At 55.4% G+C, this 13,371-nt stretch carries 10 protein-coding genes; 8 read left to right on the forward strand and 2 right to left on the reverse strand.

The genetic code is table 11. From position 1 onward, the window contains the following. Positions 1-208: 208 nt before the first annotated feature. A complete protein-coding gene (locus BUE18_RS01160; RefSeq protein ID WP_073472037.1) occupies positions 209-1,234 on the reverse strand; it encodes a TRAP transporter substrate-binding protein in 1,026 nt (341 codons plus the stop codon). A 329-nt stretch (positions 1,235-1,563) separates the two neighbouring features. On the opposite strand from BUE18_RS01160, the gene BUE18_RS01165 reads away from it, so the two are divergent. From BUE18_RS01165 to BUE18_RS01185, 5 genes are read left to right on the forward strand one after another with little or no spacing between them, the layout of a single operon-like run. Then, entirely contained in the window at positions 1,564-1,839 is a 276-nt protein-coding gene (locus BUE18_RS01165) for an HU family DNA-binding protein (RefSeq protein ID WP_012609173.1), read from the forward strand. Between the two features lie 28 nt (positions 1,840-1,867). Beyond that, positions 1,868-2,860: a DNA polymerase III subunit delta' gene (gene holB / locus BUE18_RS01170; RefSeq protein WP_073472038.1), complete on the forward strand. Its 993-nt coding sequence runs from the start codon at positions 1,868-1,870 to the stop codon at positions 2,858-2,860. Further along, the gene (locus tag BUE18_RS01175; RefSeq protein ID WP_073472040.1) at positions 2,861-3,997 is read left to right on the forward strand and encodes a PSP1 domain-containing protein; all 1,137 of its coding nucleotides are present in this window, start codon (positions 2,861-2,863) and stop codon (positions 3,995-3,997) included. 46 nt (positions 3,998-4,043) lie between these two features. Beyond that, positions 4,044-5,975, forward strand: coding sequence for a methionine--tRNA ligase (metG, locus tag BUE18_RS01180; RefSeq protein ID WP_073472042.1), 1,932 nt, complete (start codon positions 4,044-4,046; stop codon positions 5,973-5,975). A 2-nt stretch (positions 5,976-5,977) separates the two neighbouring features. Continuing rightward, a complete protein-coding gene (locus BUE18_RS01185) occupies positions 5,978-7,294 on the forward strand; it encodes a penicillin-binding transpeptidase domain-containing protein (RefSeq protein WP_073472044.1) in 1,317 nt (438 codons plus the stop codon). A gap of 452 nt (positions 7,295-7,746) precedes the next feature. Here the strand turns inward: BUE18_RS01185 and BUE18_RS01190 are convergent, their stop codons facing one another. Next, on the reverse strand, positions 7,747-9,135 hold the full coding sequence (locus tag BUE18_RS01190) for a sigma-54 interaction domain-containing protein (protein ID WP_073472046.1): 1,389 nt from the start codon (positions 9,133-9,135) through the stop codon (positions 7,747-7,749). A gap of 270 nt (positions 9,136-9,405) precedes the next feature. Here BUE18_RS01190 and BUE18_RS01195 point away from each other — a divergent pair, with 270 nt between their 5' ends. From BUE18_RS01195 to nrfD, 3 genes are all read left to right on the forward strand, one after another. Then, the gene (locus BUE18_RS01195) at positions 9,406-11,040 is read left to right on the forward strand and encodes an alginate export family protein (protein WP_073472048.1); all 1,635 of its coding nucleotides are present in this window, start codon (positions 9,406-9,408) and stop codon (positions 11,038-11,040) included. 233 nt (positions 11,041-11,273) lie between these two features. Next, positions 11,274-12,212, forward strand: coding sequence for a 4Fe-4S dicluster domain-containing protein (locus BUE18_RS01200; protein WP_073472049.1), 939 nt, complete (start codon positions 11,274-11,276; stop codon positions 12,210-12,212). Next, the gene (nrfD, locus tag BUE18_RS01205; RefSeq protein ID WP_073472051.1) at positions 12,205-13,368 is read left to right on the forward strand and encodes an NrfD/PsrC family molybdoenzyme membrane anchor subunit; all 1,164 of its coding nucleotides are present in this window, start codon (positions 12,205-12,207) and stop codon (positions 13,366-13,368) included. Before BUE18_RS01200 ends, nrfD begins: the two co-directional genes overlap by 8 nt. Positions 13,369-13,371: the final 3 nt, after the last annotated feature.

Genomic DNA, 13,371 nt, shown 5'->3' on the forward strand with positions numbered 1-13,371 from the left:
TCAATTGCAATATGTAGTATTATTAAGGAATTGTACTTTAAGATAATTGGCTATGATGGGGGGTAAGCGCTCTCGTTTGCATATTTCATTGGTTTACCAAGCATGGAGGTCATCCCCGCGAAAGGGATAAAGGGTGAAAAAAGCCGGGCGCGGCGCCTAAAAAGGAGCGCCGCAGGCCCGGCTTATTAATCAGATTTTACACCCTGCTCTATCCGGAATGCGCCTTGCGAAAGTCCGCCAGGTGTCCTTTGACTTCCTCCAGGACTTCTTCGGGGTATTCCTCTCCGGCCAGTTCATCCCAGATAGCCGTCGCCTTCTCCCGGACGATGGCGAAGTCTTCTTCCGTCATCTTGGTTTCTTGCAGGCCGTATTTGATCAGGGCCGCCAGGGATTTTTCATTGTCCTTGCGAACGGCTTCGCAATATTTTTTCTCCACGTCAGGACGGCGCCTGAAAAATTCCTCTTTATATTCGTCGGGCAGGTCCTCCCATACATCCATGGACAAGAGGATCAGGGACGGGGAATAACGCACCTTGATGGGATTCACATAAGGAATCTTGGCGTATAACTGGCTGCCCACCACAAAGGCGGCGGGGGCGATGGCGGCGTCCACGATGCCCTGACGCACGGACGTGGCGGCTTCGGGGACGTTCACCTTGACCGGATGGGCGCCCAGGCTGGTCAGCAGGGCTTCTTCAACCGGACCGTACCAGGTGATGAACTTGGCGGAGCGAAAGTCGTCCAGGTTGGCCAAAGGGGACTTGGTGGAATACATCTGGTCGAAATCCTGGTCGTTCCAGGCCAGGGCCATGTATCCGTCGTCAGCGAGCAGTTGGTCGAACTGGGAGCGCATTTTTTCCTTGATATAGTCCACTTCCTCCCAGGACCGGAACAAAAAGGGCAGTTCCACAACGGACATGGGCTTGCACGCCAGGGTCACTCCCTGACCGGACAGGCCGACCCCGTCCAATTGGCCGATGCGCAATTTTTTGATGATGTCTTCATCATCGCCCATGACGCCGCCCCAGTAAATCTTGATTTTTATGGAGCCGTCGGTCACCTCTTCCACGGCCGGCAGCACATGGATTTTGATCTGCTTCGCCCAGCCCACTCCGTCGGGCGCCAGGGTGGCGAACTTCCAATAAGTCGGTTGCTCCTCAGCATTCGCCCCGGGGACGAACGCCGCCGCAATCAAGGCCGAAAACACGCATAATAAAACAGCTTTCTTCAACATACTCTTAGACCCCTCCTTCCAGTGCTGTCCTTTACCGGACGTTGATAAATCGTCCTTTTCGTACCCGCTGCCGCAAGAATTGTCAATAAAAAACCATGCTTTGCTTTACACAGATAGCAAGGTGTGAGAGAATGGATTCCGTATTTTTAATCTTTGGTTTTTCCATGGCTTGACTTTTTGGCCATTTGAAATTAAGCATTAAGAATTGTTAGGCTAATTAGCCCCGCGGCGGGCGCCGGCCTTGTTGGCGGCCCCCTGCCTTGCAAGAACGGCGCTGGCTTATGAACGGGGCGAAATTCCTTGCGCAAGATGATTTTCCAGGAGGCGATATGAACAAGCTGGAACTGGTGTCCACGTTGAAAAACAGGGCTGGCATATCCAAAACCGATGCCGCCAAAATCGTTCAGATATTCTTTGATTCCATGGCTGACGCTCTCGCGGAAGGCGAGCGGGTGGAAATCCGGGGTCTGTGCAGCTTTTTCGTCAAAGAGTACAAAAGCTACACCGGCCGGAACCCCAAGACCGGAGAGCCTGTAAAGATAAGCCCGAAAAAGCTCCCGTTCTTCAAGTGCGGAAAAGAACTCAAAGAGCGGGTGGACTATTGATCAGAAGCATTTAGGCAGCGCCCTGCAAATGGATCCGGTTCGGCATCAAAAACGGGCTTTGGGTTTTTTGTCGGGAATCCTGGCAAAGAACAATGTCGCCCATGCCCTGGTTTTCACCGGCGACGCGGGACTGGGCAAAAGGCAGGCGGCTGTGCACTTTGCCATGGCGCGCAACTGCGAGGGGACTCCCGACCCGGAAAGCGCCATGTTTGGAAGCCAGGGGCCCTGCGGGGTCTGCGGCTCCTGCCGCAAGATTCTTTCCGGCAATCATCCGGACGTTCTCTTTGTTGAAAAACGAGGCGCGTCTATAAAAATCGAACAAATCCGGGATCTTCTATCCGTGTTGGCCATGCGGCCTTCCGAGGGGAAGACCCGGGTTGTTTTGATTTCGGGCGCCGGAGACATGACCGCTTCGTCCTCCAACGCCCTGCTAAAAGCCTTGGAGGAGCCGTCGGACACCACTTGCTTTGTTCTGCTGGCCGGGCAAAAATCGGAGTTGCTTCCCACCGTGGTTTCCAGGTGCCAGGAAATCCGCTTCTCTCCTTTGCCGGTTTCCTTTCTTATTGAAAGCCTGGAAAATGACGGAGTCGACCCGGATCTGGCCCATGCCTGCGCTTCTATAGCCTCGGGCAGCCTGGCCAAAGCCCGGGCTTTGGCCTCGGACCAGGGGCTTGCCCGCAGGAATTGGCTTGTCAATCAGCTTTGCGCCCTGGAGGACCAGGGCATGGGACAGGCCTTGCTTTTGGCGGAGTTTCTGGCCAAGGACAAAAACGCCGCCCAGGAAGACTTGAATTGGATTCGCACCTGGCTGAGGGACCTTTTGGTCAGCCGGTATGCGCCTCAGCGGGTGATTAACAGGGATCTCATGGGCCTGGTAAACAGCCGGAGCGCCAAAAGCGCCCCGGAAGTCTTGCTGGAAAAGCTCCAGGCCGTTGCGGATTGCGAAAATGATCTGACAAGAAACGTAAACACAAGGCTTTCCATGGAAAACCTGTGCATGCGTTTGTCGTCAGGAGGATAGATGGGTAAGGTAGTCGGGATTAGATTCAAACCCCAGGGTAAAACCTATGATTTTGACCCTGGCGTATACGTCCTAGCCAAGGGCGACAAGGTGGTGGTGGAGACCGAGCAGGGCCTGGGCTTCGGAACCGTGGCGACAATAGCCCGCCAGGTTTCGGAGGAAATGCTCAAGCTGCCCTTAAAGAAAATTCACCGGATCGCCACCCAGGAGGACCTGGACCAGTACGAGTCCGTTCTTTTGCTGGAAAAAGACGCCTTTGATTATTGCGAAAAGGCCATCGGCGAGCTTAAATTGGAAATGAACCTCTTTTCCGTGGACGCCTCCTTTGACTCCTCCAAGCTGACTTTCTTTTTTACGGCTGACGGGCGTGTGGACTTCAGGGAGCTGGTCAAGATGCTTGTGCGCCATTTCAGGGTGCGCATTGAACTGCGTCAGATCGGGGTTCGGCATCAGGCCAAAATGTGCGGAGGATTAGGCCGATGCGGCAGAGAAACCTGTTGCACCTCGTTTATGAGCGGTTTTGTCCCGGTTTCCGTCAAAATGGCCAAGGTCCAGAATCTGTCCCTCAATCCCACAAAGATTTCCGGATTGTGCGGGCGGCTTATGTGCTGTCTGACCTTTGAGCATGAAACCTATAAAGAGCTCAAGGACGGCTTTCCCAAACTGGGAAAAAGGGTCAATACGCCTTCCGGCAAAGGCAAGGTGATTCGCCACAATCTGTTGAAAGGGCTGGTATCCGTGCGCCTGGAGGAGGGGGCCGAAATCGAATTGCCCGCAGATCATTGCGCTCCTCCTGACGAGCCTGCGCCCCAAATCGCCGCTCCCGCGCCTGAAGAAAATGATCAAAAGCCGGCCAAAGCCGAAGATGCTCAGGCGGACCCGAAGCCGGACAGGCCTGAAAAGAAAAGAAGGCCTCGGAGAAAGAAAAAACCCAGGCAGGCAAAGGGAAATCAGAGCCAGGATCCGTCTAAAGAGGACAAGCCGAAGCAAAAGCAGGGAACTCCCCATCCAAAGCAAGGCAAAGGCAAGCCCCGGCGTCCAAGAAACAAAAAACGAAACAGGCAAAACCCGGACAAAAAGAATACGGCGAATGCAGACAAGCCGGCCCCCAAAAACAACTCCGGAGGCGATTCTTAAACCGGCGCCTTTTGACATATAGCCAAAAAAGTAAGGAGGAAGCATCATGGCTTCACCATTTTACATAACCACCCCTATTTACTATGTAAACGCCCGCCCCCATTTGGGGCACGCATACACCACCATTGTGGCTGATACAGCCAAACGCTACCATCAGCTCCGGGGCCAGGACGCCTATTTTCTCACGGGCACCGACGAGCACGGCGACAAGGTGGTGGAAGCCGCGGAAAAGGAAAATAAGGAAGTCAGGGACTATGTGGACATGATTTCCGGCCTGTTCCGCAACCTGTGGCCTGAACTCTTGATCAGCAACGACCAATTCATCCGCACGACGGACGCGGATCACATCAAGGTCGTCCAGGAAGTGCTGCAGAAAATCTACGACAACGGAGACATTTATTTTTCCGAATACGAAGGCCTGTACTGCTTTGGATGCGAACGGTTCTACCTGGAACGGGAGCTGGTGGACGGAAAATGCCCGGACCACGAAGTTGAGCCCAAGAAAATCAAGGAATCCAATTATTTCTTCAGGATGAGCAAGTATCAGGACTGGCTCATCGACCATATCAAGAAGAATCCCGGATTCATCCGGCCCCAGCGCTACGCCAACGAAGTGCTTTCCTTTCTTAAAGAGCCCCTGGAAGACCTGTGCATCTCCCGGCCTAAAACGCGTCTGACCTGGGGCATCGACCTGCCCTTCGACGAAAACTACGTCACTTACGTCTGGTTCGACGCCTTGTTGAACTACGCTTCGGCCTTGGGATATCCCGAGGGGGAGAAGTTTCAAAAATACTGGCCCGGCGTGCAGCACGTGGTGGCCAAGGACATCCTGAAGCCCCACGGCATATACTGGCCCACCATGATGAAGGCGGCCGGCATTCCCGTGTATAACCACCTGAACGTCCACGGCTACTGGAACGTGGCGGACAGCAAGATGTCCAAGAGCCTGGGCAACGTGGTGGAGCCCCTGGAGTTGTCCAAGAAATACGGCATTGAGCAGTTTAGGTATTTCCTCATGCGGGAAATGACCTTTGGCCTGGACTCCAGCTTTTCGGAAGAGGCTTTGGTCGGACGCATTAACTCGGACCTGGCCAACGACCTGGGCAACCTGTTCTCCCGGGTGGTTTCCATGGCCCACAAGTTCTGCAAGGGGACAGTCCCGGAAAATCATCCGGACCTGGCTTTCGACTCTGACTGGAAGCTGTCGGACGCCGCCATGGAGGCGGTGGAAGCCTACGACCTCGCCATGGATGAGTTCCAGTTTCACAAAGGACTGGCCGCAGTGTGGGAATTCATCAGCCGCATGAACAAGTACGTGGACTTCACGGCTCCGTGGGTCCTTGCCAAGGATAAAGCCGCCGCCGCCCAACTGGAAGCGGTGATGTACAACCTGCTGGAAGGCCTTCGCCTTGTGGCCGGCATGGTTTGGCCGGTGCTGCCCAACGCCGCGGAAACCATGGTCGAGCGCCTGGGCTTAAACAAGGACGCGTTCCTCAAGGACTCCGCAGCCCTGGGGGAATGGGGCGTGCTGAAGCCGGGAACCCAATTGCAAAAGGCCGTGACCCTTTTTCCCCGAATCGACGTGAAAAAGATGGAAGAAAAGGCGCCTGAGAAAAAGCAGAAAGCTCCCAAAACTCCTGAGCTGAAGCCGGAGATTGATATCGAGGACTTCGGCAAGGTGGACCTGCGCGTGGGAACCATCATCGAAGCGCAAGCCGTGCCCAAGGCCAACAAGCTCCTGCAACTCACCGTGGATCTGGGCGAACCCGAACCCCGCACCGTGGTCGCCGGCATTGCAAAGGCTTTTGAGCCTCAAGACCTGGCGGGCCAGCAGGTGATTGTGGTCGCCAACCTCAAGCCCGCAAAGCTCATGGGAATCACTTCCCAGGGCATGGTTGTGGCGGCGGTCAATAAGAAAGGAGTCATCGGCCTTTCCACGGTTAACACGCCTGTTCCTCCCGGAACCACACTGCGTTAGACATGGCTGTTGAAAAGCCTGAAATAGAAGCCAAGGGAATGTCCTGGAGGGAATACCAGGCTTCCCTCAAGCGCAAACGGGAAGCCAGGAAAAGGAGTTGGTTCGCCTTTAAGTGGGCGTCCATGTTCGTCCTGGCCCTGGTGCTCGCCATAGGCATAGCCTTCGGCGTGACGGAGTTTTATCCCCGTTTTGTAACGGAAAGAAAAGAAAAAGCTCCCGCCGTAGAAATGCTCTCCAAAGCCCAAATCAGGGATCTCATGCATGGGCAAAGGCTTTGGGACGTGGCCGAAGAGCCTCCAAGGATCGCTTTGGAGGGAAAAACCTACGAGCTCACCTCCACCCTGGACCTGGAGTTCCAACGCCATATGCTGGCGGAATTGAAGCCGGAATACGCCAGGGCCATTGCTTTTGTGGCCATGGAGCCCCAAACCGGCAAGGTTCTCACCATGGTCGGATACCACAAAGACCCAAAGGCGGGAAACCCCTGCACCCAGGTTCTTTTCCCCGCGGCCAGCGTTTATAAAATGGTGACGGCCGCCGCCGCCATGGATGACAAGAATTTCACTCCCCAGACCCCGGTCCGGTACAACGGCAAAAAGCACACCTTATACAAGTCCCAGCTTAAGGATGTTGACAACAAGTACACCCGGCACATCGACCTGGAAGAGGCCTTTGCCGACTCCATCAATCCGGTTTTCGGAAAGATCGGCGTTCTCGTAGGGCCGGAAGCCCTGACAGCCAAGGCTAAGGCCATGGGCTTTGAACAGGATCTGGGCGTGGAGTGCGATTTCACCCCCAGCCAGTTGGGCAAGCCCGAAAACAACTACCGGACCGCGGAAATCGCCTCCGGCTTCAACCGCGAAACCCTCATATCCGCCATGCACGGCGCGGCCATGGCTTCGGCAGTGCTCAATAACGGGGTCATGCCCCAGCCTTACATCATCGCCTCGGCGGAAAATCAGAAAAACCAAATCGTTTATGAAGGCGGCCTGACTCCCATGGGCCAGTCCATGAGCGAAAGCTCCAGCCTTGGCCTGCAAAAAATGATGGTGGAGGCCGCCTGCCATGGAACCGGGCGCGGCTGCTTCAGCAGACGGCAGCGCGGCAAGGCGCTGAGGGAAATCGTGGTGGGCGGAAAAACCGGCTCCATCAATAACGATACGGATTACGACATTCGCTACGATTGGTTTGTGGGCTTCGCCCATGACAAGGAAAATGAAAAACAGCTCGCTTTTGCGGCCATCGTCGCCCATGAGGATTATATCGGCAAAAAAGCCGGCGATTACTGCAAGGACGCCATCGAATATTATTTTGATTAACAGTCCGGATTCATTGCGCTCCAGTATGCATTCCCACGCGAGCATGGGAACGAGTTTTCCGCCCACGACATATATCAGCCGCACATTCCCAGTTCCAACAAACTCTCCCGGTTGCACTCATTGGCCTATCGGCCTCCGCAATGATTGCCCGGGCTGACCGGGTTAAAAAATCTCCTCCAAACAAAATCCGGCCATTCGCTAAACAGCCTCCGGCAATGCATACACGGCTGGCCTGGATATGGCCGGCGATGTCCTATCAGCAGTGTAGTTGCAGGCCCCCGTGCCTGCCATGGAAGCGTAACACGCGTCAAAAAGGCGCTCTCAGGGGGGCGCAGTTACAATGAGAATTGCATCCCTTCGGCCGGCGTCGCAAGCCGGGATCCAGCGTCATTCTTATACTTGCCCTGAAATATGATTACCTGTTTGAAGGCGATTTGGTATCAGTCTCACAGTTACTTGTTCACCACGCTTTTTAAATCCACGCCGTAGCGCTTCATCCGGTTCCAGACCGTCACGCGGGAAACACCAAGCAGCCTGGCCGCTTCGGTCTGGTTTCCGTTGGATTTTTCCAAGGCCTCGATCAGTTCGGTTCTGGCCCTGTCGTCCGGGCTCTGGTATTTCTCCGCGGGCGCCGGCTCCAGGCAGTCTACAAGGGGCGCTCCAGCCACGACCGGGGGCAGATGTCTGGGCTCGATCAGGTCTCCATGGCAGGTCACAAAAGCGTATTCAAAAGCGCTTTTCAACTCCCGCACGTTTCCCGGCCATACGTGATTCACGATCATGCGCAGGGCCTCGTTGGATATGCCCGTAATGTTCTTGCCGCTTTTCAAGCGCGCCCTGGTTAAAAAATGGGTGGACAACAGGGGGATGTCCTCCCGCCTCTCCCGCAACGGCGGCAAATGGACGGGGATGACGTTCAACCGGTAATACAGATCCTGCCGAAACCGGCCCTCCCGAACCATTTGGCCGAGATCCCGGTTAGTGGCTGAAATCACGCGAACGTCAATGGGGATGGGCTTGCTGGACCCCACCCGTTCAATGACCTTTTGCTCCAGCACCCTAAGCAGCTTGACCTGTGTGCTCAACGGCAGGTCCCCGACCTCGTCCAAAAAAATCGCGCCCCCATGCGCCGCTTCAAATCGGCCTGTGCGTTTTTTATCCGCTCCGGTGAAGGCGCCTTTTTCGTGCCCGAACAACTCGCTTTCCAGCAATTGCTCGTTCAAGGCTGCGCAGTTGACCGCCACAAAGGGCTTTTGGGGATCCCGGCTGTTGTGGATGGCCCGGGCCGCCAACTCCTTGCCCGTCCCCGATTCTCCGTAAATAATCACGGGCGCATCCGATCCCGCTGCATCCCGGATCAGGGAGAATATCCTGCGCATGGGCTCGGACTGACCGATCAGCCCGAAGAAACCGTCCTCCCTGCGCAACTCGCGCTGGTATTCCTGGATGCGATTGTCCTTCTCGATCAATTCCGAAATGTCGGTGATGGTTTCCACCGCTCCGATGGTCTCGCCGTCCGAATCCTTCAGCAATGAGGCGTTTTTCAAGACGGGAAAGGTCTTGCCGTCCCTTCGTACGATGTTGCACCGGCGTTCGTTGATCCGTCCCGTTGCAAACAAAGCGCACCAGTGCCCGCCCCCGTCTTTTTGAGCGATTTCGCAGATATCGCAATTAAGCATGGTGCACGACTTCCCCACCATTTCGCCTGCCTTGAAGCCGCTGATTCTCTCCATGCCCTTGTTGATGCTCACCACCACGCCCTGGTTATCCACAATCATCACGCCGTCGTGGATCGTGTCCACCACGGTTTTCCAATAGCTGTTCCAGTCCTGTTTAAGCATGTTAATCCTGCCGTTAAAGGTTTAAACAACTGTTAAGGCTATGTTAACGTTTGTGTTGCCTGCAGTCAAGGGACTATGGCGCAAAAAACTGAGATTCATGTTTTTATTAATCATAATATCAAATTGTTATCGCTAATTAATTTTTCCGCAGAAGTGCTGGCCTGCTTTTTGTAATTCCAGAGGACAACGGCTGAGGCGGGAGTTCGCCTGCAGCCCAAGAAAGCCGGGCCCGGCTCAGATAGGGATCAATTTTACAAGGAGGTGTGGAATATGAAAATGCGAAAATTGTGGACGACTCTCGCTGCTGCCTTGTTGCTGATCGCCTTTATGAGCCCAGTTTCGGCCCAGGAAGACGAAGTGCAGGACATAACCAAAGAAACCATTGTAGGGCCGGGAAGCATTGAAGTGAAAACCGGCAAGGACGTGCTCATGAGTTTTGGCGCCACGGCGCGCTTGATTCCCACGGCGGAGTCCAACTGGGATTTCGGCCTGAGCGATAACACGGACAGCTTTTTGTTGGGGGGATTAAACAAGGATTTTTTCCGCACCCACGGCAATGAATCCGGTTGGGTGAAGGACAATTATATTCGGACGGAAGCCAAACTCCATTTCAACGCGCTGCCCAAGGACCGCAAATGGAGCTTTTACGCAGCCCTGGAATACGACCGCCCCCTGGATACAGCCACGGTGGATTCCCGAGGCGGCATGACCAATGACGACAGCAACTTCGGCCTGGAGCGTTTGCACGTCTCTTACGCTCTGCCGAGCAAGACCCGCTTTCATGCAGGCTGGGACGTCTGGCATCTGGACGCCATGGAAGGGGCCGGGCTGGTTTACGGGGACGATAATCCCGGATTCTGGCTAACCAGGGATTCCGACAAACTGGACATAAACGTGGGCTTTTTCAAATTGTCCGACAACGACATCGGCAGCGCCCCTAACTTCCTTTCCGACGACGGCGACAACGACCGCACGGTGTACGCGGGATATCTGGCCTGGAAGCCGGACAAGATCAATAAGGTCAAGGTGCTGTACGCCTTTGACCGCATTCGGGACGTGCCCGCCAATGATTTGCTGAATTACCTGGCCGGGGCGCCCTTTGGAATCGCCGGCGGAATTCCCGACACCGACTCCCATCACGCCGGAATCTTATATACGGGAACTTCCGGGGGATTCTCCTGGATGGGCGAGGCGGTCTATCAGTTCGGCCAGGCCAAGGACGTGGGGCTGCAATACGATGACTACGACATCAACGCCTACGCCCTGGCAGCGGATTTCTCCTATGATTTCAAGGAGCAGGCCGGTTTTCAGGTCAAGCCTCACCTGGGGATAATGTACACCTCGGGAGACGACGACCCCTCCGACGACGAACTGGGCGGCTATGAAGGCGTCACCAACGCCCAGCGTTTCGCCAACGCCTGGGGCGGCGAGAACACCATTATCGGCGACACCAACATGGTTCTGGGCTCCCTGATCTACGGATATTTGCCCGAGCTCTATGGAAACGGAACCCCGGTATTCACCGGCGGCGTGCAGAACTACACAGGCTTCGGCGGCGGCCGCGGCGACAACCCCGGCATGACCTTGTACAGCGCCGGCATAACCATCGCCCCAAAAAAGTTCCTGATCTTCCGGACCAACGTCAACGTGTTCAACTGGAACGAAGATTTTGAAATCTACAACCTGGTCAACCCGTTAAAAGGACCGTCCCCGGTGAGCAGCGGTTACGTGGGAACGGAATGGGACAACGAAGTCACCTTTGCGACTTCCAAAAACAGCTTCATCAAAGGACAGGCGTCGGCTTTTTTCCCCGGCGACGGCATTGAGGAGGCCACCGAAGCGCTTGGCGCGAAAAGCGACGATACCGCGACCAGGCTGGCCATGGAGTTCATCATCAACTTTTAAATGAGAGCATGGCGAGAACAGAAAACAAAGCCATCCATTTCTGTTCGAGCCTCCCCGGGCAAGGGACGGGCATCCGGCAATGCCCGTCCCGCCCAATAAATAAAATGGATCTATTTGTTGTTTATATGAGATTATGAAACAAATATTTGAAACGGATGTCCGGAGCAATGGCGCTTCGGACGCAATGAGCTGAACCTGTAAACACGCCGAGTTGAACAGAGAAGGAGGTTGGAGTGAACATTTCGCGCCGGTTTTTTATGAAAACGTCTGCGGTCGCTGTGGGAGGAGCAGTGACGGCAAAGGCGGGAACCGCGAAAGCGGAATCCCGCAACAGGGCGCCGGCTGATCCATTCGGGTGCCTGGTGGATTTGACCCAGTGTGTGGGCTGCAGAAAATGCGAGCAGGCCTGCAACGAGGTGAACCATCTGCCCGAGCCGAAAGTCGCCTTTGACGATACCCGGGTTCTGGACTGCAAGCGCAGGCCGGACCAAAACGCTTTTACGGTGATCAATCGCTACTATCCGGGGAAAAAAGACGAGCAAAATCGTCTGGTTCCTACCTACGCCAAGATCCAATGCATGCATTGCCAGGACCCCGCCTGCGTGTCCGCGTGCATTGTGGGCGCCCTGACCAAGCAGGAAAACGGGGCGGTCATCTACGATAAAAGCAAGTGCATCGGCTGCCGGTACTGCATGGTGGCGTGCCCCTTCGGCATTCCCGCTTACGAGTACGACCAGCCCTTCACCCCCGAAGTTCGCAAATGCACCTATTGTTTCGAGCGCATCAGCGAGGAAGGCGGCAAGCCCGGCTGCGCCAGCGTATGCCCGGTGGAAGCCATTACCTTTGGGAAGCGCGACACGGTGCTGGCCCTGGCCAAAGGTAAAATCAAAAAGGATCCCGGCCGCTACATCAATAAGGTTTACGGAGAAGAGGAAGTGGGCGGCACAAGCTGGATGTACATCAGCGAGCATCCTTTTGAAAAGCTGGGCTTTCTTTCCTTGCCCAAAAAGCCGTTGCCCACACTGCCCGAAACCATTCAGCACACCATATTCAAGTTCCTGTGGGCGCCCGTGACCTTGTTTGCGGCCCTGGCCGGGGGGATGTGGGTTTTTAATCGGAAGCAAATGACCGGTGAGGACATCTCGGAGGAAAGGGGGGCGGACAATGAGTAATCACGCACAACCAAGACCCATAAACTCCCCCTTCTGGACGCCAGGGGTTTTTGTCATGCTGGCCTTTATGGCGGCTGCGGCGCCCTTTATCCTGGCCCGGTACATCAAGGGGCTGGGGTTTGTAACCAACCTGACCGACATCTACCCGTGGGGCCTGTGGATCGGCGTTGACGTCGCCAGCGGCGTGGCTTTGGCCGCCGGCGGGTTCACCACGGCGGCCCTGGCGCATATTTTCGGCAGGCATCATTACGAGGCGGTCACCCGGCCGGCCCTGCTGACCGCCATGCTGGGCTACACCTTTGTGGCCGTGGGATTGTTCGTGGATATCGGGCGGTCCTGGGCCATCTGGAAGCCGGCGATTTTCTGGCAGCCCAATTCCGTGCTGTTCGAGGTGGCCATGTGCGTCATGATCTACCTCACGGTGCTTTACATTGAATTTTTCCCCATTGTTGCGGAGCGCCTTCGCGGCAAGTTCCCTATCGTGGATTCTCTGGACAAGATTATTGACAAGTTCATGTGGCTTTTCATCATCCTGGGAGTCGTTCTTTCCTGCATGCATCAATCGGGCCTGGGGTCCCTCATGCTCATCGCGCCCACCAAGCTGCACCCTCTGTGGTACACGCCCATCCTTCCCCTGCTTTTTCTCACCTCGGCCATATCCCTTGGCTATCCCATGGTGGTTGTGGAAACCATCATCGCTACATCGTCCCTCAAGCTGGATCGCGAAATGGACGTTTTAGGACCCCTCACCCGAATCACCCTGCTGCTGCTTGGAATTTACGGCGGCCTCAAGATCGGCGACATGCTGGTCCGCGGGACCTACGTTTACCTATGGGACGGATCGGCCCAGTCTTTCGCCTTTATGGCGGAAGTGCTCCTGGGCGTCATCATACCCTGGTGCATGCTCTGGATTCCCAAGGTCAGAAAAACTCCGGGGCTGCTGTTTACAGCCGCAGCCATGGTTGTCGGGGGCGTGGTGTTAAACCGCATCAACGTATTTATTGTGGGATACCAGCCGCCCTTTGCACAACACTCCTACTATCCGGCAATCGGAGAAATTCTGGTGACCGCCGGCCTGGTTGCGTCCATCATGTTCCTGTACAGGTTAGCGGTGACCTTCCTGCCTGTTCTTAGCGCCCGGAGAAAGGAGGCTTGATGC

It is taken from the genome of Desulfatibacillum alkenivorans DSM 16219, from assembly GCF_900142135.1.
Classification (GTDB): Bacteria; Desulfobacterota; Desulfobacteria; order Desulfobacterales; family Desulfatibacillaceae; genus Desulfatibacillum; species Desulfatibacillum alkenivorans.